Consider the following 26,892-nt stretch of genomic DNA (forward strand, 5'->3'; position numbering starts at 1 on the left):
CCTGTGCTCAACTGAAGAAGTTGTCTAGCACCTATTAAATGCTACCCTAACAGATAACCATTAAAGGGTTAAAAAACTACCAAACAAAGGATTACATCTTTAAAACTAAATATTCTATATAATTGCGTAATGATGTTATAAAGTACTAAACAAAAGCTAGGGCGAAAAATAGGGTGAGTCGCCCTAGCTATATCATTAGCGCACAAACAAATCCATGAGACGCGAAACATCCTGTTCGAGGAAAGTATCGTAGTCCAAGGTAGCTGCAAGTATTTCCTTTTGCTGTTTTTCAGAAAATACCCGAGCAAGATTTGTTTTGTATTTTTCAATTAACTTAGGTATTCCTTCTGCCCTCCTTCTTGGATGACCTATTGGGTATTCGACAACGACCTCAGGCAATAAGGTCCCATCAGTCAATTCAATGGTCAAAGCATTTGATATCGCCCGCTTTTGTGGATCGTGATAATCAAGGGTGAATTGAGTATCTTCGATACAATAAATTTTATCGCGCAGTGCATCAATTCTTGGATCAGAAGCGATATGATTTTCATAATCTTCAGCTGTCAGACGTCCAAAGATCAGCGGCACAGCAACCATATACTGAATACAGTGATCACGGTCTGCAGGGTTGTGCAAAGGCCCCTTTTTATCGATAATCCGGATAGCCGCTTCATGTGTACGAATGGTAACACGGGCAATATCCGAAGTACTTTTTCCGAATTCCTTCAATTGCTGATGAAGTAACATTGCTGCTTCGGCTGCAGTCTGTGCATGGAACTCAGCGGGAAAAGAAATCTTAAAAAGAATATTCTCCATCACATATGATCCGTAAGCACGTTGAAATTTAAATGCACTTCCTTTAAAGGATACATCGTAGAATCCCCAGATTGGAGCTGTCAAAACAGATGGATAGCCCATTTCTCCTGTTTTTGCGATCATGGCCAGTCGAACAGCACGTGAAGTTGCATCTCCGGCTGCCCATGATTTTCGGCTACCTGTATTTGGTGCATGCCGATAAGTGCGTAAAGCTTGTCCATCGACAAAAGCCAAAGAAACCGCGTTGAGCAATTCCTCTCTTGTGAGACCAAGGAGCCTACCTACCACCGCTGTTGAAGCTACCTTAACCAAAATAACATGGTCCAAACCCACTTTATTAAACGAGTTTTCAAGCGCCAAAACACCTTGTATCTCATGAGCCATAATCATTGCCTCGAGCACCACTTTAGTTTTCAATGGTTTTTGACCATGCGTAATATTGGTTCGGCTCAACCAATCTGCGACAGCTAAAATTCCCCCTAAATTATCGGATGGATGGCCCCATTCTGCAGCTAGCCAGGTATCATTAAAATCCAGCCATCGAATAATCGTGCCGATATTGAAGGCAGCCTGAATGGGATCCAATTGAAAATTTGTACCCGGCACCCTTGCACCATTCGGTACAACGGTCCCTGCCACAACTGGCCCCAACAATTTAGTACAGGCAGGATAAGTCAATGCTTCCAAGCCGCAGCCGATGGTATCGAGAAAACAGTAAAATGCTGTATTCCAAGCAACTTTTTCCTCAATTTTATAATTTAGGACATAATCCACAATGTCCACTAAAACCTGATCCGGTTGTGGTCTTTCATTTGATATTGCTGAACTCATTCGTGTATTTCGTATAAGACTATCGTTCTATTTATTAATATAATTCGTTTTTTTTATGCGCTAAATTCTTCCTCTCCCCCCTGTTCAAAAAGCACTTTAAACACCTTTCATTAATCCAAATTTACCGTTCGGAAAGAGGTACAAAAGGTCTATCATCGGGACCAATGTAGTTTGCACTCGGCCGGATAATTTTTCCATCCTGACGTTGCTCAAAAACATGCGCTGACCAGCCTGTTATACGTGAGAGAACAAATAAGGGCGTAAACATCTCCGTTGGAATCCCCATAATATGATAGGACACGGCGGAGTACCAATCCAGGTTCGGAAACATTTTCTTTTCTTCCCACATAACTTTTTCCAACCGCTCCGCGATCAGGTAGAGTGTCATGTCTCCTGCTTCTTCCGACAGCTCTCTCGCAACTTGTTTTATCACTTGATTTCTTGGATCCGAGATCGTATACACCGGATGGCCAAATCCAATAATGACTTCTTTATTTGCCAATCGTCTTCGGATATCCTCTTCCGCCTCATCAGCATTTGCATAACGACTCTGAATTTCGAAAGCGACCTCATTGGCTCCGCCATGCTTAGGTCCACGTAGCGCACCTATTGCCCCTACTATACAGGAATACATATCTGATCCTGTTCCTGCAATTACCCGAGCGGTGAATGTGGATGCGTTGAATTCATGCTCCGCATATAAATTAAGTGAAATTTGCATCGCTCTCACCCAAGACGGCGATGGGACCTTTCCGTGCAGGAGATGTAGAAAATGTCCGCCTAAAGTGGAGTCCGAAGTCTCAACCTGCACCTCACGTCCATGCTGACTAAAGTGATACCAGTACAACAGTGCTGAAGCCATCGATGCCATCAGACGAGTTGCAATATCCCGTGCACCAGCAATGGGATGACTATCCTTTTCTGGCGATACACTACCGAAAAACGAAACATAAGTCCGTAAAACATCCATGGCATGGGCTGTAGATGGCAACTGCTTAAGGACTTGTTGAACAGTAATAGGTAGGCCACGTTGACTGATCAACTGACTTTGATACGTGACGAGCTGCGCCTGTGTTGGTAGACTTCCATAAATAAGTAAGTAAGCAACCTCTTCAAAACTTGCCTGATGCGCCAGATCTAAAATATCATAACCCCTATAATGCAGATCATTACCACTTTTTCCGACAGTACTCAAAGCCGTATTACCAGCTGTTACACCAGAAAGTGCTACACTTTTTTTAGGCTTAAAACCTGCGCCGTTTGTCTCTTCCATCTGAATATAATTATTTGTTAAACAATTGATCCAATCGATTTTCATAAGCATAATAATCGATACTTCTGTATAACTCCTCTCTCGTCTGCATATCGTCGATCACATTCAGCTGCCCCCCATCTTCCCGAATATGACGATAAACAGTTGTAGCGGCTTTATTAGCTGCACGGAAGGCAGATAGCGGATAAAGGACAATAGAAACATCCGCTTGACGAAGTTCATCCAGGCCAAACAACGGTGTTTGTCCAAATTCGGTGATATTCGCCAAAATCGGAAGGCCTGTTGCCGCACTAAATTGAACGTATTGCTCCAAATGATGCACCGCCTCGGCAAAAATAAAATCCGCTCCGGCTTCTTTATAAGCCACTGCCCTTTCCAAAGCAAGCTCAAGGCCTTCGGAAGCCAGTGCATCTGTACGTGCACCAATGGCAAAATGTTCATCCGTGCGTGCATCCACCGCCGCTTTCAGACGGTCAACCATTTCAGATCGAGAGACGAGCTCTTTCCCAGGCCGGTGCCCACAACGCTTAGCTCCCACCTGATCCTCCATGTGTACTGCCGCCGCGCCCACTTTAATTAAAGACTTTATTGTACGTGCCACATTGAATGCCGAAGGACCGAAGCCAGTATCAATATCCACCAGCAAAGGAAGCTTACACACATTTGTAATGCGATCCACATCAATCAAAACATCCTGAAGTGTTGTAATCCCAAGATCCGGAATCCCAAGAGAACCTGCTGCAACACCACCTCCAGAAAGATAAATAGCTTTAAAACCGGCCTGTTCAGCCAAAAGAGCATGATTCGCATTGATCGCTCCAACAATTTGTAATGGTTTTTCATTCTTGATCGCTTCCTTAAAAAGGAAGCCCGGGGATTTTATCATAATATCGAATTTGAAATTCCATGCCCTATAACCTCCTTTAGATGCAGGTTACAGCGACTACTTAAGTTTACTTAGTCTGAAGGAATTCTTTTGAGGCCCTTCCTCTTAAAGATACTAATTATCACCGCAATAAAACAAATTATTTTCTACATTAAAGGTCAATGACAGAAGAAAATACGGTAATAGTCCCTATTAATTATAAATAAATTATTTCAGCGGCTAAAGCTTTCCCGCAGTCTGCTAAATGGCCTTAACAACCGTGTACTATTTTTTCTAAGGGAGGATACAGTAGCAATCAAAAAGCCCCAACTTTTGATGTTGAGGCTTTATCAGAAAGGTTAACAGGACGTCTTGCACCGAAGGGGTAAAATTGTCATTAAAACGAGCAAAAAAAAGCGGGATCTTTCGATACCCGCTCAATAAAGCATTTTAAACTAGTTTTTACCGTTATTTTTAGCCCACCATAAGCGTTTTCCCCAGTTATAATCCACAGTCCCTTGCGCAGCTGCTGTAACGTTATCCGTATTATATAGGTATTCATTATTCGGATAAGGCAGGCGAAATGGTTGGTCTGTATGTGGAGTTGCTGAATTTTGAATTTTTGAAGGATAATTGGTGCTAGGAATTCCCGTCCTTCTATACAAACTCCAGGCTTCAAAATTTTCTTTAAATAAAGCGACCCACATATCCCAATAGATACGATCCTTCGACCCATCAAATTTTCCCGCTCCGGCTAAATAAGCATTCACAGCTGGTTCAGCAACTTCGTTATCTTCCATAGATAGCCTAACTGCTGTTTCATAGGCTGCTTTAGCTGTAATTCCAACATTATAACCTAATAATGCGGCTTCAGCCAACATATAATAAGTTTCACAGGCTTTATAAAAAGGTACTGCCCCAGCAGGGTTATTGATATAATGGAGTCCAATCCATGAAATTGATGTTGAAGGGGAAGGATTAGTCAACGAACCATTAACAAACCCAACATATTTACCGGCATTATTTTTCTGCGCAATGGACTCAATCCGAGGGTCGTTCGTTTCCGTTAAATGATTGATAAAAATATCAAACATTCCCCAATTGTTGATGCGTTTACCGTAAATACCAGACTCATACCAAGGTTCCATATAAGGCAGATTTCCAGGGAAAAACATTTGACAACTTTCCGCATTGGTCTCAATTAATGGATATTTTGTCTTATTTCCAGCAATTTCCTCTATTGTAGATTTAGCTAATGCCGGAGCAACGGAAGAAATGCGTATTGCCATCCGCAAGCGTAGCGAATTACAAAACTTCTGCCACCTTAACATTTGTGTTTTTACATCCGGACTACCACTATTAGCCTCTCCATAGATGACGTCATAGTTACCAACATCATCCGTTCCAATACCAGCCGCCAATTCATCAGCAATTGATTTGAGATCCGCTAAAACTGCGGGAAAAACATCCTCCTGTTTATCATATTTGGCTTTCAATACCGAACCATCTTCTGGCCGTCCTTTAAATGCCTCTGAATATGGAATATCACCCCAGCCGTCCAATAAATAAGACCACATGTAGTTATTCCAAATTCTTGCTATAGCCCTTGTATTTTTATACCCTTCAGCATTGGCTTCTGTCTTTTTAAGCAGGTCTTTCATTTGGGTGATATTATAGTAGCAAGCAGCCCAACGATTGCCATAGGTATTATTTGTCGGAATCAATCCACTCAGGTTATCTGGATATTGAATTTTAACAATATATCCAGCAAATGTACCATAACCATCAACGTCGCCGCCAAACTGGTCTCCGGCATTTCGCATCACGTTGACCAACATATTTTGTGGTGGAACGTCATTTAAAGCATCCGGATCGGTATTAATTTTCTCAAAATTTTTGGTACAACCTGTCACCAAAAGAACGGCTAACAAAGGCGTATATTTAAATTTTTTAATGAAAGTATTCATAATCATAATTTTTTGGGGTTCTATATCTTAAACTTTATGTATTAATTAAAATGTAAAACCAAGTTTAAGACCTATACTTCTTGAGTTTGGAACTGTCGCTTGCTCAAATCCTACACCTCTAGAATCGCTAGATACACCTCCCGCTTCGGGATCTAACCGCATCGTATTTGATTTATGCACCCAAAGCAAGGCTAAGTTGGTACCCGTTACAGAAATATTAGCCCGCTTAATCCCTTTTATTTTACTATATAAATGTTTTGGTAAATTATACGAAATATAGGCCTCTCTTAATTTCAGGAAAGAACCATCAAAAACATACATTTCGGCAATTCCGCCATTTTCGTACCAGTCCTGCGCTGACGTTTCTATGGTATTTGCAACCCAGCCTCCTTTTCCGTCCGACATTGCAAATCGTTCATTCTTCATCACATCCCGACCTGCTACAATTGCCCTTTCACGAATGCCATCCGCAGCAGTGATTTCAGCTATACCCGTCGCATAACCATGGGACATCGTTTGTGACCAAATATCTCCCCCCTTACGAAAATCGAGCATAAAGCCAAATCTAAAATCTTTAAAGGTGAAGTCATTACGCATCGAAGCCAAGAAGTCCGGCACAGCATTACCAATCACTTGACCATCAAGTGGTGTAGAAACCAGACCGTTAGAACCCACTTTAATAGCACCTTTCATCGGTCCATCTTTTACACGATCGTATCCGGGGCCAACCAAGCTTCCCCAAGGGCGCCCCACAGAAGCCATATTGGAGATGCCCCAAGTCCAACCCTGTCTGTAATCTTTCAAGCCCAATTCAGGATAAAGTTCAACAACCTTGTTATTATCTTTTGAGAAGTTGACAGTTGTTGTCCAATTCAATCCATCTTCACGTTTCAGGATATCACCGCGTAATTGAACTTCAATACCCTTGCTTCGAATTTCTCCCGCATTTAAGAAGATACTACTAAACCCAACCACATTGGAGGTCGTCACTGGAAGCAATTGTTTTTTATTTATTTTTTGATAATAGGTAAGGTCTAAATGAAGACGGTCTTTGAATAATCCAAGCTCAGTACCGATTTCATAAGAAGTGATAGCTTCAGGTTCCAGGCCTTCGATCGCATAGACCATACTCTTGTACATTTGCGCTAGGTTATTATAAGCATCTGTTTGTGCATAATAATAGTTTCCATTTTGATAAGGTTGTGTAGCGTTACCTACTTTCACCAAATTAAATCGCATTTTCCAAAAATTCAAATAATCACTTTTCAGACCTTCAAATGAAGCTGTCGGAATCCAGCTTAAACTTGCCGAAGGATAGAAAAAGGATTTCCGTAGTGTCGATGACCAGTCATTCCGTGCTGTCAGATCCAAATATAATTGATCTTTCCAGCCCAAATTTGCCTGAGCGTAAACCGAATTGGATCGGCCTTTCGAATGATCCATAAACGTGTAGGCATCTCCTATTTTATTCGCAATCGTATAAACGCCTAATACATTTAATCCTTTGGCCCCTAGTGTACTTGTTTCATATTGATAATCGCGGTAGTTAGCACCCAAAATACCTGTCAAACTCAAATCCCCAAATTGTTTATTGAAATTTGCGATAAAATCTGCATTAAAATCGGAATTGCTATTTTTTATGTCATTGAACTTACCATCTTGGTTATCAAAGTTAAAATAAGTCGTCTCAAACATATGTGTGTTATAGTAATCCAATCCTACACGTCCCTCAAATTTCAAAAAATCAAAAGGTTGATAATATAAGGATGTCTTACCGAAAACACGGTTCATCTTCATCGCATTACGGGATTCATGCATCGTATAAAAAGGATTCATATGATAAGCGGAATTCCAATTGTAATAGGTATATTTCCCTTGCGCATCTTTTTGATCCCAATTATTTTTCAAGTCTTGCATATCCACCTGGCGACCAAACCAGATCAGGCCGTTCATTGGATTTGCTGCATCATATCCCTGCGTGACCAAGTTGTTACTTTCTGTACGCGTAAAGTTACTCATAATGTCATAAGACACTTTATCGCTAACCTTATATTCATTGTTCAGCTGGGCAGTATATTTTTTCTGATCTGTATTAGGTACTGTTCCCTTTTGATCCCTAAAGGAAATAGATGCACGTGTAGAAGATCGATCTGATTTGGAAAGCAATGAAACATTATGGTTTTGGGAAAAACCTGTCTGGAAGAACTCTCTAACATTGTTTTTATGTGAATTCCATGCTGTTGCCTGGCGTACACCATTCACAACCGGACTGTTAAACTGTGGTATCAACAAACCAATGTCCATGCGAGGCCCCCAAGATTCATCGATATTATCATTAACACCAATGTTTCCTGTGCCATCAACGTAACTGAATGAATTCTGCGTTACATAATCCTGATAAGATAGATTTCCACCAAATTTCTTAAAACTGTATTCATCCCCCCGTGATCCTTGACCATATAAATTTTGGTACTTCGGTAAATTGGCGGCTCTGTCGATGGAAAAATTACCATCGTATGAAATCTGGACTCCGTTTTCGGCCCGTTTTCCAGATTTTGTGGTAATCATAATAACGCCTGTACCAGCACGCATACCGTATAGTGCTGCTGCCCCACCTTTCAGTACGTTGATGCTTTCGATATCATCTGGATTAATGTCGTTTAGACCCGAACCGTAATCCACCCCAGTATAGGTATTATCTCCGGAACGCTGAGAGTTATTTGTAATAGGAATACCATCCACTACGATAAGCGGTTGCTGGTTTGCCTGTAACGACGTGTTTCCGCGGATCGAAATACGCGCTGAAGATCCGATCGCTCCACCAAATTGGTTTATTTGGACACCTGCAACTTTACCCGCCAATGCTCCTGTTAGACTATGTTGTCCGGCATCTGTCAATTCCTTGGCTTTAACCTCCTGCATGGCATAACCCAACGATTTCTTCTCTCTTGTGATACCTAATGCGGTAACCACCACTTCGTCTAAATTCTCCGCTGAAGATTCTAATGTAATGCTTAAATTCGTTTGATTATTCAGTTGAAACTGCTTGGATTTATAACCAACTGCAGTGACATTTAAAACTCCTCCACCTGTATATGTTAATGAAAATCCACCATCAATTCCTGTCTGCGTGCCGGCACCGCCTCGAATGGTTACCGATACCCCTGGTATTGGTTTGCCATCCTGATCCAACACTTTACCTTTAAGTGCTGTTTGGGCATAAAGCGCAGAACATACTAGTATATTGGATGCTAGTATTGCAATACTTCTTTTGTTCATAAGCTAGTCTCTGTTAGTTAGTTTAAAATGCTTTTATAAAATCTAAATTATGCAAATGTTAAAACAGAGCACGCTATGATATTGACCAATATTACCTATATTTTAACATCAAATGTTAAAATATTACAAGTCTAACACAGCTAAATTTAAATCATTGACCTTCCACAAATAAACCGCGAGCATTTTTCAAATAAAAAAATTAACGCTAAAAAACAAACCCTTGCCAAAATACTAGCAAGGGTTTTCGCTTCAGTAAAACAGTAAAAATAACTTACTTTTCAATAAATTTTTGTCCATGAAAGACGCGTTTTGCCTGTCCCCGTGACACCTCGATTTGATTTTTCCATTTTTGTGCTTTGGCCGCGTTTAATGTGGCCTGCCCTAAATTCCGAAGACGTGCAGCCAGGCGCAGCATTGCAATCTCCTTATTCTGCAATTGGGATCTCGTATCCATCACCTGAACACTTACCCCTGTCGGTGCATGCGTAGCTCTGACGCCAGAACTTACTTTATTGACATGCTGCCCACCTGCGCCGCTACTCCGCATTGTTTGGAAATATACATCTTTCAAATTCAACAGTTTTTCCTTTTCCTCAGGATCGTACATTTTAACGTCGACAAACCAATTCTTCCGTTTGTGTAAAGGACGAAAAGGGCTTTTACACACCCAACAGATTGTGCCAATCCAATGATCAATCAATTGTTCCATATTTCTTCCGCTCAATCTGACGATTAACGAACAAGGAAGTCCATCAACGTCTTCTCTTTCTATTTCCGTGACTTCTACGCCAACTTTACGGCATTCAACAGCGAGTCTATCGAATACTAACCGGACAGCCATATTACATTCCTTAGGACCTCGTCCCGAAGAAATCTGTAGATACCTTTCTTCCATCACCTTTATTTGTCCATACGCACAATCTTCGGACTAAACGTTCCGAGAACATTCACCAGTTCCTCCTGCAATTTCATCACCCGATGAATATCTTTATAAGCACGTGGCGACTCATCCAATGCGCCCCCGATCAACTCCACACCACATGCTTCCAGCTCTTTCAACATGGCGCTTTTTGTTAAATTATTTTTGCAGGCAGATCTCGACATGACCCGCCCCGCTCCATGGGATGCCGACTGTAAACTTAAGGGGTTTCCCCTCCCTTCCACAATGAACCCCGGTGCTGTCATCGAGCCGGGAATCACCCCCAACACACCCTTTCCAGCAGGAGTTGCTCCCTTCCGATGAACGATACATTCCTCACCATTCACGAATTCCTTCCATGCGAAATTATGATGATTTTCGATCGTTACCACGGGGTTACATCCAAGTGCTTTAGCCAAACGTCGGTGGATATCCGTATGACAGGCCTGAGCATAGTCCCCTGCCAAATTCATTGCCATCCAATATTCTTGTCCTTCTTGGGTTGATAAATCCAACCAGGCCAAATGCTGCACATGACGAGGTAATGGACACAGTTGGGCAGCCAGACTCGTATAATGTTTAGCGATATGTGCTCCCAGGCCGCGAGAACCACTATGGGATAAAATCCCCAAATACTGCCCTGGATCCATCCCCCATTCGTTCCGCACGGTATGAAGCTCAACAATGCCCATTTCGACAAAATGATTTCCGCTGCCAGAAGTCCCGAATTGCCTATAAGCTTTCCCCAACAGGGATTTTAACAGCGGGATTTCCTGAAATTCCGTCCTACTGAAAATGATGTGATCAGACTTCTCACGATGCGTGTCGGTTAAACCAAATTTGGTATTTTCCTTCAATATATTTCTTAGTTGAAATTCTCGTCCTTTAAAATAACTGCCAGGTAAATCGAATATCGACAGGCTCATCCGGCAACCGATATCCACCCCGACACCATAGGGTATAACGGCATTTTCTGTAGCCAGCACCCCACCGATGGGAAGCCCATAACCTGTATGTGCATCTGGCATCAATGCACCTTGCCTTGAAATAGGCAATTGCAATGCATCGTACAATTGTCTTTTCGCCTGCTCATCAATTTCATTTGCACCAAATATGTTAAATGGAGCTCCATGCGCGCTCAGCTCCCGGACACGTATTTCTATGGGCTGCACCAGTCCTTCAGAAAGCTTTCCCCATATTTTATGCTTCATAAATCGCTCTGGAGCTTCTAAAAGCTCAGCAAGTTCAAGAAGAATGGTTTCTTTATTTTCTTTCTTTCGATACCTTGTGATCAGTCCCAAAGCTGTGTTAACTATATTATTTTGTGGAAAACCTATTTTTATTAGATCTTTTCCAGATAATTTACTTCCCATTTTTTGTAAAAAACATACATAATTAGCCACCAATTCCATCGTAGAAATCGGCAGCATTTTTGAAAAAATTTCGGGAATATTCTTTTAGAGATAACGAATCTATTAAACAAATGCTCTTCATTATGCACAGTTGATTCGTGCGAAAGAGCGGATTATAAACACCTTTTCAGAAAGCCATATGCCCCTAAAGTGTCTAAGTTGTATGAATAGAAACGAAAATCAGGAAAAATAAAAAGCCCGAATGAACTTCGGCTTTTTCATCTGTATTAATTGGTTTTCCAAAAGAAGTGAAGCGATCCGATTATTTATTCCAGCGGATTGAATAAACACGATGTGCTCCAATTTTGAAGAATGTCTTAACTATGACAAAAAGCACGAAGATTGCTTTCAGCAAATCCATTTGCCTTAAAAGCTTGCGGTGTTATAATCTTGGCGACCAACATATCTCTTCGTGTTTAATTGTTAAAATACTATTATTGACAGCAAAGATAAATAAGTTTTATTTAAACTTTTCATATTTGCAAAAATTTAATTCGGGTTAAATGGAAGTGGATCCTTTAGCACAAATTTAAAGTCGCGTGTATTCCCGCCTCTGGTTACGCGGAAACGCATTTCCTTTCCCTCTTCTGATTTAAAAAGATTATGGATCGACTCCAGGGAAAATGAAGATGCAGGTCTACCATTGATCCTTATAACCTTATCTCCCGGCATTAGTCCTGCGATTGCCGCAGGCGAACCATCACGAACCGTCGCAATTTTGTACATATTCCGTAGTACAAAGCGATACTGCACGCTGTTGCCCATTCTTACCTCTGTACCGCCATCTTTTTGCAGAACCACGGGTATTTCTTCTTTTTCGTATTTAATGCCATCGTGGATAATTTCTAAGCCACTCATATTCAAATAATAAAAGCGATCAAAATCTTTATTCTTATGAAGGTATATGGATTTGTTGGGGTAATCGAATACGACCTTAAATCGGCGTAACAACTCATTTCCAATGGAACCTACCCTTTCGCTCACAAATGTTGCATGCTGTAACGAACTCAATTCGGGATAGGCTACGAGGGGATAATCCATTGTAAACGGCCCAAGTTCGAGCGATCGGATTCGATTTCTTTTTCCATAAATCTCACCGTTAAATCCTTGCCCTATGTAGTCATCAATAAATGGAGGCTTAATATCAAAATTATTTAGCTTGGAAGGAATAAGCATTAAGGCATCGCTATTTCCCATGTCGATCAATACACGACCATCAATAGCCACATCGCCCTGTTTAAAAGCAACCGAAGTATAGGGGCGACTGTTTAAAATATCCAAGGGCAAACGCTGCATCTTCTCAAGCCCCTTAGGCTTGTTCGCCCTTGGATATAAGGTGATGCGATGTTTTTGAAAATCCATTTCGATCATTTGGTTTTCAAAAAAACGACTACCCATAATTCCATTCACTTCCACGCCTATCCGGGTAGAAATATCAATATGAGCATTTTGAAGAATATAGATCGGTTGATCCAAATCTTCATATACGCCTGCAATATTCACGTGATTGCTGACGGATAAATAGCCATCCAAACCCTCTTCCCGACCCAAGCCCTGAAACTTATTAACAAAAACAGCGCTATCAATTGACTTTAATGTTTCCCCAAATATCATGGTTTCTTTAACACCTGTATCCAACAGGAAGTTCATCATATACCCGTTTACTTGCACAGGTATAATGACTAGGTTATGAACAAAAAGAAAAGGAATTTTGACATTCTTTTTCCCGTTTAAGACAAACCCCACTTGTCCCTGCGTCATGAAAAAACACAACAGTGCCAGCGATAAAAAAACTGTTTTCATCCAAGTTTATATTTGGTATTTCCAATTTAAACAAGAAAATTCAGATTAAAGAAAGTTTATAAAAAAAAGCCCGTCTTACTGCCAATTCAACGGTAGGCAATTTATCTTTCTTATCTACAAGTCTGGTTGAGGATTACACCTACGTTACCGTTTCTTTGCTCTTTTATTGCTCTTTTATTGGCATTTTATCGTTAAAACACCAAAGAAAGACCAGAGAAACACCAAAGAAAGACCAAAGAAATACCAAAGAAATACCAAAGAAAGACCAGAGAAACACCAAAGAAAGACCAAAGAAATACCAAGGAAACACCAAGGAAACACCAGAGAAATAGCGAACGAATACTCAGGAAGGTCTAATGAAAGTCCCTATAATAAGCGAAGAAACACCAAAGAACAAGCTATAGCTATTGTAGCAAATTCGGATCAAAGAGCGATCAGATTAGCTCTTTAGACACTGCTTGTTCAGTGCTTGTTCAGTGCTCGTTCAGTGCTTGCTCAGTGACAACTGAATAAGTAATGACTAATCATTGTCTAAAAACTGCTTAAAAACTGGTATTAGGTATACGTTGGTATTAGGATATATCCGTTATATTGTCTATCTTGATAAGTTATTATCGGGGTATTGTCGAAATCATCAGGTCAGAAAAACATAGGTGTATAAAAAAAGCCTCTTTACGTATCGCAAAGAGGCTTTCAGTACCCGGAGCCGGAGTCGAACCGGCACGGTTTCCCACTGGTGTTTGAGACCAGCGCGTCTACCAATTCCGCCATCCGGGCATATCCGTTTGGGATGATGCAAAAGTAGGTTTTTTATTGAAAAGGAGAAAACTTTTTGAATAAATTTTCAATCAAAACCAATATAGGACTGAGATTCAGTCAAATAATTTTTCATTAGTTACTCAAAAAACTTGCTTTAACTGTGATATTAGCTGTTTTTTTTCTTGATGCTGTATTAAATGCACCACCTGAAGAGTATTCTTCGTTGTCGTTTTGTCCCGTTATCTGAAAAATTCCCAGATCGGCCTTTACCAGATTACCCAATCCGGCATTCGATTCCTTTGCGATATTCTCTGCACGTTGATGTGCATTTTTTGAAGCCTGTGAAATAAGTTCCAGCTTTAGATCCTCTAGCTTGGAGTAATAATAGTTAGGGGTACTGGAGCTAAGTTCTATCCCCTTGGAAATTAATGTCGATATTTCTCTTGAAGCATTGTCAACTTTATTTAAGTCTTTTGATTCGACACTGACGGCCTGCGATAAGGTATAACCGGAAAAAGTATTATAACCATTGCCTTTTCCATCGGTATGATATTCAAAGTCTTTGGCAATATTAACAGCCTCGAAACGGATCTCGTCAGCCTTAACCCCCTGTTGTACTAAAAAGTCCCGCACCAAATCTCTATCGGTAGCCAATTGTGCTGAAGCAGCACTCAATTCATAATTCTTTCGGCTAAAAGTAGCACTCCATTTGACTAAATCGGATTCAAAATCTTTTTTGGCATTACCATTAACAGTGATTGTCTGCGTCGATTTAAACTTATAGCGATAAGCTGTACCCAATATCCAGGTGCCGAGCAAGAGCACAACGCCCATTATAATCGAAATAATAACAGCGGATGATGATTTCATAACCAGTTTTTTATGTTTACGTAACAATGAATATACCAAAAAATCGATGTTTATTTATTTTTTATGAATAAATTGCGACAAAAAGGTTTAAAAATATGAATAAGAAAAGTATCTGTATTCCATTTTGTTTTCTGGCTGCATTCGCTGCCCATGCGCAAAAGAAACCATTGGATCATACGGTATATGATAGTTGGCAAAGCGTATCATCACCCTATATCAGTAAATCGGGAAAATTTATCCTATTCCAGGTCGTTCCACAAGAAGGCGACAATCAGCTTTTTCTCAAAACCAAAGAGAACAAAGAAATCATTCAAATTCCCCGTGGGTATAATGGAAAACTAACAGATACCGAAAATCATCTGTTAAGTTTGGTCAAAGCGCCATTTGCCTTAACCCGCGAAGCCAAGATCAAAAAGAAGAAAGCCGAAGATCTCCCAAAAGATTCATTGGCAATCTACAATGTAACAACGTCATCCCTTGTCAAATTTGCGCAGGTAAAATCCTATAAAATTGCTGATCAAAACAACAATTTCGTCTCTTTTCTTTTCGACAAGGAAATAAATGAAAAACCTGATTCAAAAACGGCTACTGATGCCACACAAGCAAAGAAAGGCAGCGATAAAAAGAAAAAAACAGTGGCAACGCTTGCTTTATATGATCTAAATTCTGGTGATTCGGTGCAATTCTCATCTGTAGATCAATACGAATGGAATAAAAATGGATCAAAAATCGTTTTTTCAAAAAAAACAGATTCAAAAGATAGCCTATCAAAAGAATCTGGAGTCTACCTTTACGAAATAGCAACTAAAAAGCTTAAAAAGATATCAAATGGAAAAGGTAATTATAAAAATTTCAAATTTGATGAATCAGGTAATCAGCTCGCTTACCTGGGGGATCTCTCCAATGAAAAGGCATTACTAAAAAATTACAATCTATATTATTATGCCAATGGTATAGATACAGCCCAATACCTCGCAACAAAAACAAGCAATGGTATACCTAAAGACTGGGCCGTTAGTGGGGATGGCGATATCCGTTTCAGCAAAAATGGGGAGAAGCTATTTTTCGGCATAGCACCAATACCACGTGTCAGAGACACCACTTTGGTTGATTTTGAGCATGCTAAAGTGGACGTTTGGAACTGGCAAGACGACTATTTACAGCCCATGCAGTTGGTCAATTTAAAGAAAGATCTTGCAAGAAATTTCTTAGCGGTTACTTACCCCAAATATAATCGCAACATTATTCCCCTTACGGACCAAACATTTAACTCCACCGCACTTACACCGGACGGAAATGAAGAGTATATCTTAGCACGCACTGATTTTGGCAAGCGCATCGCAAGTCAATGGGAAGGCAGTACACGAGACGACATTTATCTGGTTTCAACAAAAACAGGAAATAAAGAGTTAATCCTTTCAAACTTTTCAGGAAATGCAATCTTAAGTCCTGACGCAAAATACATCGTATATTTCGACCAAGATAAAGGTTCCTGGAATTCCTATCAGGTTAGTTCAAAGAAAAAGACGGTGCTAAATGACGGTATACCAGCGTCCTTTGCCGACGAGGAAAATGATATGCCTACTGCCGCGCAAGGATATGGCATGGCAGCATGGAGTCCGGACTTTAAAGGGATTTACGTCAATTCGAGGTATGATATCTGGTATTTTAACTTGGACGGTTCCAACAAATCCATCTTGACCAACGGCTATGGAGCTGCATCGCAGACAACTTTCCGCTACTTACCGCTAAAAAGAGAAGAGGACCGCGAACAAGCCACAACACTCGACTATAAAAAGGGTGGTTTTCTAACTTCCTTTGACAATAAAACCAAAGAATCTGGTTTCTACCAGTTCAAGGGGCAGCATAACGATCCTAAAAGTCTTTTGGTGGAGGCAAAAACGTTCAGGAATATCAGCTCTTCAGCGGATCAACAAACGATACTGTACAGTAAAGAGGATTATATGAATTCGCCTAATATCTACACCAATACCATAAAGTTCAAAGACGAATTACAACTATCCAATATTAATCAGCAACAGGCTAATTACAACTGGGGGACAGCGGAGTTAGTCCATTGGACAACGCCCGAAGGAAATCAGGCTGAGGGAATTCTTTATAAACCAGAAAATTTTGATCCTGCAAAAAAATATCCCATTATAGCTTACTTCTATGAAAAGCTTTCAGATGGATTATATACGTATCAACCCCCTGCTCCTACGCCATCGCGTTTGAACATCCCCTATTTTGTAAGTAACGAGTACCTGGTATTTGCGCCAAATATAAGCTACAAAACAGGTCATCCGGGTAAATCAGCTGAAGAATACATCAATTCTGGGATGAGATACCTCGCTCAGAATGCATGGGTTGATAGCACAAAGATGGGAATACAGGGCCAAAGTTGGGGCGGTTATCAAGTTGCTCACCTCATTACGCGGACCAATATGTACGCTGCAGCATGGACTGGTGCTCCTGTCGTCAACATGACATCTGCCTATGGCGGAATACGCTGGCAAAGTGGTATGTCCCGCCAGTTCCAATACGAACATACACAAAGCCGCATCGGAAAAACCCTGTGGGAAGCTCCAGAACTATATATCGAAAATTCACCTTTATTCCATTTGGATAAAGTTAAAACTCCTGTTGTCATTATGGCTAATGACAACGACGGGGCCGTGCCATGGTATCAAGGTATTGAAATGTTTACTGCGTTACGCCGATTAAACAAACCTGTATGGATGCTGAATTATAATGGTGATGAACATAACCTCATACTTCGACAAAACCGTAAGGATATACAAATTCGCGAACAGCAATTCTTCGATCATTTCCTAAAAGGTGCCCCCGCTCCTGCTTGGATGAAGAAAGGAGTACCTGCTACCGAAAAAGGAATAGACTGGGGATTCGAATTATAACACAAAACAATAAAAAAGGTGTGATTTATATAAATCACACCTTTTTTATTAGCCAAAAACCATAATTTTTGAATTATTTCACAAAAAACATCAAAAAAAATTTCAGTTTTCAATAAAAACACAATATTTTTGAAAAACAAAATCAACAAACTGTAATTTAACTACAAAATACAAATGTCGAACCTAAGATTCAAAGCAGTAGAAGCAGCAGGCTCACGCCAAATTGCTTCATTTGAAAAAGTTGAAACTAAAAAAGCAACTGACATTTACGGAAAGAATGTTTTTTCCGTAAACAAAATGAAAGACTACCTTCCTAAAAATTCATACAAGGAGTTAGTTGCATCCATTGAAGAGGGACAGATTATTTCAAGAGATTTGGCTGAACACATTTCACAGGCCATGAAAACTTGGGCACTTAACCACGGCGTTTCTCACTACACACACTGGTTTCAACCTTTAACGGGTTCGACTGCTGAAAAACATGATGCTTTTTTTGAGCCAGACGAAAACGGTGAAGCCATTGAAAAATTTACTGCTGACGCATTAGTTCAACAAGAGCCCGATGCATCTTCTTTCCCAAATGGTGGTATCCGTAATACATTCGAAGCTAGAGGATATACAGCTTGGGATCCATCTTCTCCTGCATTCATTTACGAAACAGGTGCTGGTAAAACATTATGTATTCCAACAGTTTTTGTTTCCTATACGGGTGAATCATTAGACTATAAAGCTCCTTTATTGAAAGCCATCAACGCAGTAGATAAAGCGGCAACGGATGTTGCTCAATATTTTGACAAATCGGTCACTAAAGTAAACGCTTCTCTAGGTATTGAACAAGAGTATTTCTTGGTTGACCTTTCCTTATATAATGCTCGTCCAGATCTTCAGTTAACGGGCCGTACGTTATTTGGCCACATGTCGGCCAAAGGCCAACAATTGGAAGACCACTATTTTGGTGCGATTCCAGAGCGCGTATTAGCGTACATGGTGGACTTGGAAAACGAAGCGCTAAAATTAGGTATTCCTTTAAAGACTCGTCACAACGAAGTTGCACCTTCTCAATTTGAATGTGCTCCAATGTACGAAGAAATCAACTTGGCCATCGATCACAACCAATTGTTGATGAATGTCATGGAACAAGTTGCTTTAAGACACAACTTCAAAGTATTGTTGCATGAAAAACCATACTCTGGTGTCAACGGATCTGGTAAACACAACAACTGGTCTTTAATCACAAATACTGGTGTAAATTTATTATCTCCTGGAAAAACACCTAAAAACAATTTGATGTTCTTGACTTTCTTCGTCAATACCATCAAAGCTGTTTATGAATACGCTGATTTGATGCGCGCTTCTATCGCTAGTGCAAGCAACGATCACCGTCTGGGTGCAAATGAGGCTCCACCAGCAATTATTTCAATTTTCTTAGGCTCTCAATTGGATGAGCTTTTGGAAGAAGTTGAATCTGCTCGTGTTGCTAAAAAAGTAAAAGCAGAGGCAAACTTATGGCATGGTATTCCTAAAGTTCCTGAATTAAAACTGGACAATACAGACCGGAACCGTACTTCACCATTTGCCTTTACAGGTAACAAGTTTGAATTCCGCGCTGTTGGTTCTTCTGCAAACTCCGCTTTACCGATGACCGTGTTGAATGCGATCGTTGCAGCGCAATTGATCGAGTTCAAAACAGAAGTAGATAAACAAATCAAAAAAGGCACGAAAAAAGATCTTGCGATCTTAAATGTTGTCCGCAAATACATCAAAGATTCAAAAGCTATCCGCTTTGAAGGCAATGGATACAGCGAAGAATGGGAAAAAGAGGCCGAAGCACGTGGTCTTTCTAACATCAAATCGACACCTAAAGCATTAGATGTTTATGTAAAAGAAGAATCTTTAGCCCTGTTTGAATCACTAGGTATTTATACCAAACGTGAATCAGAAGCTCGCCACGAAATTTTGCTTGAAAACTTCTATAAAAAATTACAAATTGAGGCGCGTGTCATCGAAGAGATGGTTAACAACCAAATCGCCCCGGCATGTTTCATTTATCAAAATGAATTGATTGAAAACGTCAAAGGATTAAAAGACCTGGGTCTGGCACAAGCAGCATTCAGCTCTCAATTGAACTTTGTAGAACGTATTTCAACACACGTAAATACCATCTTGGAGCAAGCTGAAGCAATGCGTCAAGAACGTAAAAAAGCAAACCAAATTGATGATGTACGTGAGAGATCAATCGCTTACGATGAATTAGTTAAACCATATTTCGATGTGATCCGTTATCATGTCAACAAATTGGAGAAAATTGTTGATGACAAAAAATGGCCTCTTCCAAAATTGAGAGAGATCTTATTTTTAAGTTAAGATAACTTCCCAATAAAACAAAAAGAGCCGGCGATATTGCTGGCTCTTTTTGTTTTAGGGGAACGTTCGTCATCTCTTGCTCCTTATCTCCTCTCACAACAATAGCTCCTATTTTTTTAATCGATTATCTTCGTCATTATTCCCTCCCTTTTTATTGGCTGACTTAATATTCATATTACCAAAACGATAAGAAACAGACAATCGGATAACCCGACTATCATATGCATTTCGTATACGATAGTATCCATTTTCCTGATAACTCGACAATCTGCGCTGGCCTCTTGTATTCAAGACATCATTTATACCCAACTTGACATTCAATTTTTTGTCAAGAAATGTTTTACCTGCACCTAGATCAATGCCATAGTAAGACTGAAAACTAAATACGCCATATACTGCTGGCGAGAAATAATTGCCCGTCAGCTCCAGGTTTGTTGTTTCCCCAATTCGGATATCATGATTGGAACTTACCTGGAACGATAACTTTTCCAATTGGCGTTGTGCTCCGGAGTGTTCATCAAAACTAAACTTATTATAAAAAGCGCTGGCATTGTTAGAAATACTCCACCATTTAAAAAGCTTAACGGGTATATTGACATTCATGTTGTAATAATCAAAATAAGCCAGATTTCGATCGGTCTGTGCAATAGCTTTGGTCTCTGAATTACTTTCTATCACCTGAGTGATTGCATCGTTGGTCCTCTTGTAGCCCAAACTCAGTAAATAGCGATCTTTAAAGGTATAATTTACTTCATACGAATTGGTATATTGTGGATTTAAATAAGGGTTGCCATACTGATACGTGTATTGATCCAAATAATACACAAAGGGATTCAATGACCCATAATCAGGGCGGTCAATACGTCTGCTATAACTCGCACCAAGCTTGTGATTATCATTAATTTGTTGCTGTACAAATATTGATGGAAAAAAATCGGTATAGGTACGTTTTGTTTGTTGCCCAAGCGTCACTGAGTTTCCTAGGGAGCTCGTATTTTCAACACGCAGTCCAGTTTGTACCGAAAACTTTCCGAACGATTTATTTAAACTGAAATAAGCTGCTGCTATATTTTCATTGTACAAAAAATGATTACTTTGACCATTATTTTGCACAAACTCGCCTTGCTGATCCTGATCTTCGTACAACAAATTATTATCTGTTTTTACGCGGCTATATTTTAACCCCGCCTCGAGTTTCGTCGTTTTATTAAAAGGATGCACAAAATCGGTTTTAAAAACTAATATTTTTGCCTTAGAAAGCATATCATTCCGGAAAATATGCGGTGATTTAAATTCTTCCCAGTTTGCGTCCAAAAAATGGTTTCCAACAGTGCTATTGTCATTATTTTTCGAATATGAATAATCCCCATTAAACGTCAATTCAGTCCCTAAGGTATCAAATGTCTTTTTGTAATTCAGATTATAAGTGAGGTAATGGTATTTAAAATCTGACAAATTACTTCCTAATACTACCGAATCAAGCTTTCCTTTTTGAGAAGCGATCAGATTGCTTCCCTCCCGTGTTGAATGACCATTGCTTACATTACCATTAACCACAAATCCAATGACCTCCTGTTTCCCCAGGTTAAAATCTGCCGCAAATTTGAAATTATGACCTCGATAGCGGAATTTCGAATAAGAATCCGAATTGAAAAAAGTCGTCCCGCTTTTGGTATCTACAGCCCTATCGATATCTAAATCATTAAAGCCTAAGGCAGTTGCATAGTTATAGGAAGAAAATAAGTTCACCCAATTGTTACGATGGTTTATGAGAAAGCCACCATCAGCCTTTGTATATTTACCCTGCCCTAAATTGAGGTTTAAACTAACATTACTTCCAAATTGCGTATTCCTCTTCGTCTTAATATTAATAATTCCTGCATTCCCTGCCGCATCATATTTTGCAGGTGGATTGGTGAGTACTTCGATCGAGGCTATTGCATTTGAAGCTGTATTTTCCAATAAGCGCGACACTTCATCTGCAGAAAGATAAGTAGGCTTACCATCAATCATGATGATCACATTACTTTTTCCACGTAGGTTGATCTTTTTGTTGTCTAAAGTTACCCCCGGGACCTTTTGCAAGAGTTCCAATGCGTTATTTCCGGTTGCCAAAATACTGTTCTCGACATTGAGCACAACTTTATCAAGGTGACTTTCAATTAATGGCTTCTTGCCAATTACCTGCGCCTCATCCAGCACTTTACTTTCCAGCTGTAATCGAATCGTATCCAGCACCTTGAAATCACCCGCACGCAGCATTATTTCCCCAGAACGATAAGTACCATAACCCACCGTGGACACCTGTAAGCTGTACTTCCCCTCGGGTATCGCAAACAACACAATTTCTCCATTTTCGTTGGATAAGGTTCCTTTTAACAAGACATCATTGGGTTTACGAAACAGTGAAATATTTGCGGCAGCAATGGGCTTGTTGTCCTGCCCAACAACGACAGTACGTAATTTCCCCCCGTCAGACTGTGCTGAAACGGGTCCGGCATTAGAACACAGGAATAAAACAATAGAAAATAAGAGCAATTTAATTTTTTGTGGTTTCATAATGTAATTTCTTTGGGCTATCGATCGGATAGTCAACTTCATAATAATGACAACAAACCTCGTGTATTCATTACACGTTGACTAGCAGAAATAGACAGGTAGTGCGATTCACTCGGTAGACAACCAAATAATATCGGTAAACCCTATCCTTCGCTGATCGCTTTTACAGCGGATAGGATCATGCGAGATAATTTTGAATCTTCTGAAACATATCGTAGGAAAATGACATCGAATCAAAATAAAAATTCAAAAAACAAATAAAATTCAAAACAAATAAATTGTATACAAAAAATATTAAGCATAATATTTGTATTTTTGCATCGAAAATTAGTAAACTGATTCATGAGCACTGTATCATTGAAGAAAAGACTCTACCGTATTTATATCCTTATAATACGATTTATGCATGGCGAGCATGCTGGAGACGCATTACGTAATGTTGCAGTCAGTATTTTGCCAAGTTTGGCGATCTATTTATTGGGAGCGCAAGCGAGCACGGCTATCGGAATCGGTGTCGGATCGTTGTTAACGACACTCACCGATCCTCCTGGCAACAGAAAAGATAAACTTTCTTCAGCTCTGGTATGTATTCCCACCTTCTTTATTGCATCATTGTTTACAGCTATTGTATTTCCCTATCATTGGCCCTTGGTTATCGTGCTAGCGTCAGCCGGTTTTATATGCACCTTATACGGCATTTTTGGAGCCCGCTATGCTGCAATTGGAAACATGACATTGATTCTCATGAGTTTTGTGATCGGAATGGCCCCACAACACCCCTTTGCGGTTAGCTTACAGATTACAACAGGGTCCATAATATATTACTTTTTTAGCCTTTTACAAGCCTATATACAACCTTATCGCTCTTTAAAACATGCCATGGCTAATGGCTTTCATGGATTGTCCCAATTTCTATTGATACGATCACAGTCTTACGATCCCGATATTCCTTTGAATATTACGTACAGTCGCGTAGGAAAAATTCATGGCCAGATCAGCGAACAGCAGGAACAAATCAGGTCTCTTCTGTTTCGAGAAAAAAAAATCATAAGCCAACAGTGGCATAAAAGCAATTATTGGCTCAGTCAGGTTTATGGATTAATTGACCTCCATGAGTTAATTATTGCGCTTGATCATGACTACGATGCAATTCGCAAAAATCTTGCAGACACGGGCAGCCTCCCCTTAATTCGTCACACAATCAAATTATTAGCGTTAGAAATCGATAGCTTTTCACAACCCAACAAGAGGTTCCGGTATGCACATCAATTATACCATAATAACTTTAAAATTAATGCCCTCTTACGGGATTTAAAAGAAATTCAAGAACAACAGGCCGATCCAGCAAAAGGTATATTATGTTCGATCATAAGCAACATCGAAGCAATTATTGATGTACTCAACAGAATCCAGGTCGCTTTTTATCAAAATCAGGAAATTCAGGATAAGATTGACACCAGCGAGTACCAACAATTTATCAGTCGACCATTACGTAATCTCGCTGATCTAAAAAGTAAACTCCATCTGAATAATCCGCTTTTTCGATTTGCGGTTCGGATGGCTCTTCTTTTTGGAACAGGTGCATTGATCGGTATTTTATTTTTGGATTTTAAATATACCTATTGGATCTTACTGACGATCGCTATTGTTGCCAGGCCAGCATTTTCAATGACAAAAACCCGTAATATAGAACGTATTGTCGGTACATTCTCGGGTATTATAGTTGGTGTGTTCTGCTTAATTTCTATTCATTTTCTTCCAGCACTCCTAACCATAGCTGCATTGGGTCTTTTTGGATTCTTTTTGTTCAACCGATCTAACTATATGGTCAGTGTCATCTTCATTACCTTGGGAATTGTGATTGCACTCAATCTGTTCGAAGGCAACATCAATCTCATTTTAGGCAGCCGAATACTTTTCACACTGATTGGAGCATTCTTGGCTATAGCGGGTTATTTCTTGATACCTGTACGCCAGAGCACAGGCATGGTTCAGCTGGCAAAAGAGGTATCCCTTTACAACGCGCATTATTTCCAGATCATCAATAACCGTCTGTCGGACGAAAGACAAAGTTCGTTTGATATACGACTGGCTCGTAAAAAGGCGCAGACCGCCATGGCCCTGTTTTCAGACGCCATTAATCAAATGAAAAAAGAACCCGAGCACAAATGGATGGATTGGTCACATATTCACCATTTTCAGGCACTCGCATATCAGGTCAATTCCCATTTGGTGGGCCTCTCGCTATCGTTAAACAAAAAGACGAATCGCCACCTCGCCTATGATATCCATAGTAGAATCGATGCGCTTAAACCTCTCCTAACAGATTTAAATCAAACTGCAGAACGGATCAATTTAAAGAAATCATAATACCCGATTGACAGTTACTTTTGCGGTTTCATCGGAAGATATGCGATGCCAATCGGCATGTTATTCAAAATTCCTTTAACTAAAAAATACCATTTCTTTTGCTTTAATAAAAAAAGAGTTTATATTTGTGTCGTCTTCGAAAGAAGATTTCTAATCAACACCTCCCTTCATCAGTAGGTCTTGATTTATAAAGAAGTGGCGAGAGACTGGCTCAATGACCCACTGGCAACCTTCAATTTGTTTGAAAAGGTGCCAATTCCTGTCCAAAACAATATCGTTTTGGAGCATATAAATGACATAAGACAATGATTATTAAATTACTGAAGTCCATTAAAAATTCAGGTTCAACACAAGTGAACCGCACGATAAGCGAAAGTGTAACCCATCGTACAATTGTATCGATGCGAATGCGAATGCGTATGCATATGCACTTCCATGCTTGTTAAAAATCATTTCCGTTTTCTTGGATAAAGATTTAACAGACCCTTCAAGGAGGTGTGTATGCTTCTCTTTTTACTTTGCAATTTCTTTTTGAACCCTTAAAATCTGATATATTATGTCTTCAAACAAAAATTTAAAATTCGAAACTCTTCAGGTTCACGCTGGCCAAGTCGCTGACCCTACTACGGGATCTAGAGCAGTTCCTATATATCAAACAACATCTTTTGTATTTGAAAATGCCGAACACGGCGCAAACTTATTTGCATTAAAGCAGTTCGGTAATATTTATACACGGATTATGAACCCTACTACGGATGTTTTCGAACAACGTATTGCGGCACTGGAAGGTGGAGTTGCAGCTGTTGCTGTTGCATCCGGCCAGGCGGCACAGTTTATAGCTTTAAATAATATTTTGGAAAGTGGTGACAATTTTGTTGCGGGATCCAACTTATACGGCGGTACATTCAACCAGTTTAAAGTTTCTTTTAAGCGCCTAGGCATCGAAGCTCGTTTTGCAACAGACGCCGAAGCCGATAAAATTGAAGCGCTCATTGATGATAAAACAAAAGCAATCTATGTTGAAACAATCGGAAACCCAAGTTTCAATATTCCCGACTTTGAAAAAATTGCTGCCGTAGCAAAAAAATATGACTTACCATTAATCGTCGACAATACTTTTGGAGCCGGAGGTTATTTATTTAAACCTCTGGAGTATGGTGCAAATGTGGTTGTTGAATCGGCAACTAAATGGATCGGTGGACATGGCACAAGCATTGGCGGTGTCATCGTCGACGGCGGAAACTACAATTGGGGCAATGGAAAATACCCGCAATTTTCCGAACCATCTGAAGGCTATCATGGTTTAGTATTTTCCGAAGTTTTCGGTGAAAGCGGACCATTCGGAAATATTCAATTTGCCATTCGGGCGCGTGTGGAAGGGCTCCGGGATTTCGGACCAGCACTCTCCCCTTTCAATTCATTTTTATTATTACAAGGACTTGAAACCTTGTCTTTGCGGGTGCAACGCCATGTAGACAACACTTTAGAGGTCGCAAAATGGCTTGAGGCGCATCCACAGGTAGAAAAAGTAAACTATCCGGGATTAAAAAGCTCTCCGAGCTTCGCTAACGCACAAAAATACCTTAAAAATGGCTATGGCGCGGTACTTTCTTTCCAGCTTAAAGGTGACGCAGCGCAAAAGGCCAATAGCTTTATCGACAGCTTAGAATTGATCAGTCATTTAGCCAATGTTGGTGATACGAAGTCATTGATTATTCATCCAGCAGCTACAACCCATCAACAATTGAGTGATGAAGATCAAGCCAATGCCGGAGTCTTCAAAGGCTTATTACGTCTTTCTGTAGGAATAGAGCATATTGATGATATCAAAGTTGATTTACAACAAGCTTTTGATAAAATTAAATAATCAGATTTTTTCGGCTTAAAACT

General features: G+C 40.0%; 14 protein-coding genes, 1 tRNA gene and 1 riboswitch. Of the genes, 4 read left to right on the plus strand and 11 right to left on the minus strand.

Annotated elements, in window-relative coordinates; all coding sequences use genetic code 11:
* Positions 1-195 precede the first annotated feature (195 nt).
* The 10 genes from B3H30_RS14045 to B3H30_RS14090 form a co-directional block, all read right to left on the minus strand.
* Positions 196-1,647 carry a bifunctional 2-methylcitrate dehydratase/aconitate hydratase gene (locus B3H30_RS14045; protein WP_070565347.1) on the minus strand — a complete coding sequence of 484 codons (1,452 nt, stop codon included), beginning with the start codon at positions 1,645-1,647 and terminating at the stop codon, positions 196-198.
* A 121-nt stretch (positions 1,648-1,768) separates the two neighbouring features.
* Complete coding sequence (gene prpC, locus B3H30_RS14050; protein ID WP_070565664.1) at positions 1,769-2,920, minus strand: bifunctional 2-methylcitrate synthase/citrate synthase; 1,152 nt, start codon at positions 2,918-2,920, stop codon at positions 1,769-1,771.
* Positions 2,921-2,930: 10 nt separating this feature from the next.
* Positions 2,931-3,806 (minus strand): methylisocitrate lyase, encoded by an 876-nt coding sequence (gene prpB / locus B3H30_RS14055; RefSeq protein ID WP_070565348.1) that lies wholly within the window; start codon positions 3,804-3,806, stop codon positions 2,931-2,933.
* A gap of 434 nt (positions 3,807-4,240) precedes the next feature.
* Positions 4,241-5,752, minus strand: coding sequence for a SusD/RagB family nutrient-binding outer membrane lipoprotein (locus B3H30_RS14060; protein WP_070565667.1), 1,512 nt, complete (start codon positions 5,750-5,752; stop codon positions 4,241-4,243).
* Between the two features lie 45 nt (positions 5,753-5,797).
* Positions 5,798-9,031 carry a SusC/RagA family TonB-linked outer membrane protein gene (locus B3H30_RS14065; RefSeq protein ID WP_070565349.1) on the minus strand — a complete coding sequence of 1,078 codons (3,234 nt, stop codon included), beginning with the start codon at positions 9,029-9,031 and terminating at the stop codon, positions 5,798-5,800.
* A 271-nt stretch (positions 9,032-9,302) separates the two neighbouring features.
* Positions 9,303-9,926 carry a peptide chain release factor H gene (prfH, locus tag B3H30_RS14070; protein ID WP_286834495.1) on the minus strand — a complete coding sequence of 208 codons (624 nt, stop codon included), beginning with the start codon at positions 9,924-9,926 and terminating at the stop codon, positions 9,303-9,305.
* Between the two features lie 5 nt (positions 9,927-9,931).
* Positions 9,932-11,323, minus strand: coding sequence for an RtcB family protein (locus B3H30_RS14075; protein ID WP_070565669.1), 1,392 nt, complete (start codon positions 11,321-11,323; stop codon positions 9,932-9,934).
* A 528-nt stretch (positions 11,324-11,851) separates the two neighbouring features.
* On the minus strand, positions 11,852-13,165 hold the full coding sequence (locus B3H30_RS14080; RefSeq protein WP_083295902.1) for a PDZ domain-containing protein: 1,314 nt from the start codon (positions 13,163-13,165) through the stop codon (positions 11,852-11,854).
* Between the two features lie 697 nt (positions 13,166-13,862).
* Positions 13,863-13,942, minus strand: a tRNA-Leu gene (locus tag B3H30_RS14085).
* A 114-nt stretch (positions 13,943-14,056) separates the two neighbouring features.
* On the minus strand, positions 14,057-14,794 hold the full coding sequence (locus B3H30_RS14090; protein ID WP_046674621.1) for an SIMPL domain-containing protein: 738 nt from the start codon (positions 14,792-14,794) through the stop codon (positions 14,057-14,059).
* Positions 14,795-14,889: 95 nt separating this feature from the next.
* Between B3H30_RS14090 and B3H30_RS14095 the strand changes: the two genes are divergently transcribed.
* Both B3H30_RS14095 and B3H30_RS14100 read left to right on the plus strand, forming a co-directional pair.
* Positions 14,890-17,709 carry a S9 family peptidase gene (locus B3H30_RS14095; RefSeq protein ID WP_070565354.1) on the plus strand — a complete coding sequence of 940 codons (2,820 nt, stop codon included), beginning with the start codon at positions 14,890-14,892 and terminating at the stop codon, positions 17,707-17,709.
* A gap of 174 nt (positions 17,710-17,883) precedes the next feature.
* Complete coding sequence (locus B3H30_RS14100) at positions 17,884-20,073, plus strand: glutamine synthetase III (protein ID WP_070565356.1); 2,190 nt, start codon at positions 17,884-17,886, stop codon at positions 20,071-20,073.
* A gap of 108 nt (positions 20,074-20,181) precedes the next feature.
* On the opposite strand, the gene B3H30_RS14105 is transcribed toward B3H30_RS14100, so the two are convergent.
* A complete protein-coding gene (locus B3H30_RS14105; RefSeq protein ID WP_175441982.1) occupies positions 20,182-22,632 on the minus strand; it encodes a TonB-dependent receptor domain-containing protein in 2,451 nt (816 codons plus the stop codon).
* 342 nt (positions 22,633-22,974) lie between these two features.
* On the opposite strand from B3H30_RS14105, the gene B3H30_RS14110 reads away from it, so the two are divergent.
* Both B3H30_RS14110 and B3H30_RS14115 read left to right on the plus strand, forming a co-directional pair.
* Complete coding sequence (locus B3H30_RS14110; protein ID WP_070565360.1) at positions 22,975-25,002, plus strand: FUSC family protein; 2,028 nt, start codon at positions 22,975-22,977, stop codon at positions 25,000-25,002.
* Positions 25,003-25,184: 182 nt separating this feature from the next.
* Positions 25,185-25,297, plus strand: a riboswitch (SAM riboswitch).
* A 261-nt stretch (positions 25,298-25,558) separates the two neighbouring features.
* Positions 25,559-26,869, plus strand: coding sequence for an O-acetylhomoserine aminocarboxypropyltransferase/cysteine synthase family protein (locus tag B3H30_RS14115; RefSeq protein ID WP_070565362.1), 1,311 nt, complete (start codon positions 25,559-25,561; stop codon positions 26,867-26,869).
* The last annotated feature ends 23 nt before the right edge of the window (positions 26,870-26,892 follow it).

Origin of the sequence: Sphingobacterium sp. UBA7038, assembly GCF_002494055.1 — a bacterium.
GTDB classification, from domain to species: domain Bacteria; phylum Bacteroidota; class Bacteroidia; order Sphingobacteriales; family Sphingobacteriaceae; genus Sphingobacterium; species Sphingobacterium multivorum.

Bases quoted from the DNA above. Each gene is read 5' to 3' on its own strand.
- prpC (WP_070565664.1), bottom strand. From the start codon at position 2,920: ATGGAAGAGACAAACGGCGCAGGTTTTAAGCCTAAAAAAAGTGTAGCA.
- B3H30_RS14100 (WP_070565356.1), top strand. From the start codon at position 17,884: ATGTCGAACCTAAGATTCAAAGCAGTAGAAGCAGCAGGCTCACGCCAA.
- B3H30_RS14095 (WP_070565354.1), top strand. From the start codon at position 14,890: ATGAATAAGAAAAGTATCTGTATTCCATTTTGTTTTCTGGCTGCATTC.
- B3H30_RS14105 (WP_175441982.1), bottom strand. From the start codon at position 22,632: ATGAAACCACAAAAAATTAAATTGCTCTTATTTTCTATTGTTTTATTC.
- B3H30_RS14110 (WP_070565360.1), top strand. From the start codon at position 22,975: ATGAGCACTGTATCATTGAAGAAAAGACTCTACCGTATTTATATCCTT.
- prpB (WP_070565348.1), bottom strand. From the start codon at position 3,806: ATGATAAAATCCCCGGGCTTCCTTTTTAAGGAAGCGATCAAGAATGAA.
- B3H30_RS14075 (WP_070565669.1), bottom strand. From the start codon at position 11,323: ATGGGAAGTAAATTATCTGGAAAAGATCTAATAAAAATAGGTTTTCCA.
- B3H30_RS14060 (WP_070565667.1), bottom strand. From the start codon at position 5,752: ATGAATACTTTCATTAAAAAATTTAAATATACGCCTTTGTTAGCCGTT.
- B3H30_RS14115 (WP_070565362.1), top strand. From the start codon at position 25,559: ATGTCTTCAAACAAAAATTTAAAATTCGAAACTCTTCAGGTTCACGCT.
- prfH (WP_286834495.1), bottom strand. From the start codon at position 9,926: ATGGAAGAAAGGTATCTACAGATTTCTTCGGGACGAGGTCCTAAGGAA.
- B3H30_RS14045 (WP_070565347.1), bottom strand. From the start codon at position 1,647: ATGAGTTCAGCAATATCAAATGAAAGACCACAACCGGATCAGGTTTTA.
- B3H30_RS14080 (WP_083295902.1), bottom strand. From the start codon at position 13,165: ATGAAAACAGTTTTTTTATCGCTGGCACTGTTGTGTTTTTTCATGACG.
- B3H30_RS14065 (WP_070565349.1), bottom strand. From the start codon at position 9,031: ATGAACAAAAGAAGTATTGCAATACTAGCATCCAATATACTAGTATGT.
- B3H30_RS14090 (WP_046674621.1), bottom strand. From the start codon at position 14,794: ATGAAATCATCATCCGCTGTTATTATTTCGATTATAATGGGCGTTGTG.